1 protein-coding gene is annotated in these 1,056 nt (G+C 67.5%); it reads right to left on the reverse strand.

Annotated features, from left to right (window positions below; translation table 11 throughout):
• On the reverse strand, positions 1-1,056 hold a 1,056-nt coding region (locus tag JK363_RS41310), incomplete at both ends, for a polyketide synthase dehydratase domain-containing protein (protein ID WP_201883472.1).

Genomic DNA, 1,056 nt, shown 5'->3' on the forward strand with positions numbered 1-1,056 from the left:
AGAGACCTCAGCATCCGCACCCGCATCACAGACCGGGAGCACAACCATGTCCGGAACCACCGCACCACCATCAACAGCAGCAACCAACCCCGCCAAATCGCCATAACCCGTCACCGGAACACCAGCACCACACCACTCACCACTCTCCCCGAGCACCGCCCAGACACCAAGGTCACCCGGCTCACTCACAGGCGCGGGAAGCAGGTCCAGTCGGAACAGACTGTCCGTGGTGGTCGAACCGGCCGCAGTCAGCTCGGCAAGCGAGACCGGGCGCAGCACCAGAGACGACACCTCAGCGACCGGGTCACCCGTAGCATCGGCGACCCGCAGCCCGATTTCGCCCGTACCCCGCGGGGTGAGCCGGACCCGCACCGCAGACGCCCCCACCGCCGACAGCGACACCCCCGACCACAAGAACGGCAGCAGCGCACCCTCACCGGACTCGCCCCGCAGCCCCAGCGCATGCAACACCGTGTCCAGCAGTGCCGGATGCAGGCCAAACCCGCTCGCCTCATCCGCGACATGCTCCGGCAGAGCCGCCTCCACAAACAGGTCCTCACCCTGCTTCCAGACCCCGCGCAAACCCCGGAACGCAGGACCATAGACCAGCCCTGCCCCAGCCAGCCGCTCGTACAGCCCCTCCAGCGAGACAGACTCCGCCCCCACAGGCGGCCACACCCGCAGATCCCAGTCAGCCACGGCGCGCCCAGCCGTCAGAACCCCCGTGGCATGCAACATCCACGGCTGATCAACGCCAGCTCCCTCCGCTCGGGAGTAGATCCTCACCGCACGCTGCCCGTCCTCATGCTCCGAAGCATCGACACTGATCTGAACCATGACAGCGCCGTCCTGCGGAAGGACCAACGGCGCCTGGAGGGTCAACTCCTCGACACGGTCGCAGCCAGCCAGGTCAGCGGCCTGTACCGCCAGCTCCACCAACGCCGTGCCCGGCACCACCACCGAACCAGCCACCACATGATCAGCCAGCCACGGGTGCGACTGCACCGACAGCCTCGACGTCAACAACACCGCATCCGAACCCGCCACGACCACCGC

This window comes from Streptomyces coffeae, assembly GCF_016741875.1.
Taxonomy (GTDB): domain Bacteria; phylum Actinomycetota; class Actinomycetes; order Streptomycetales; family Streptomycetaceae; genus Streptomyces; species Streptomyces coffeae.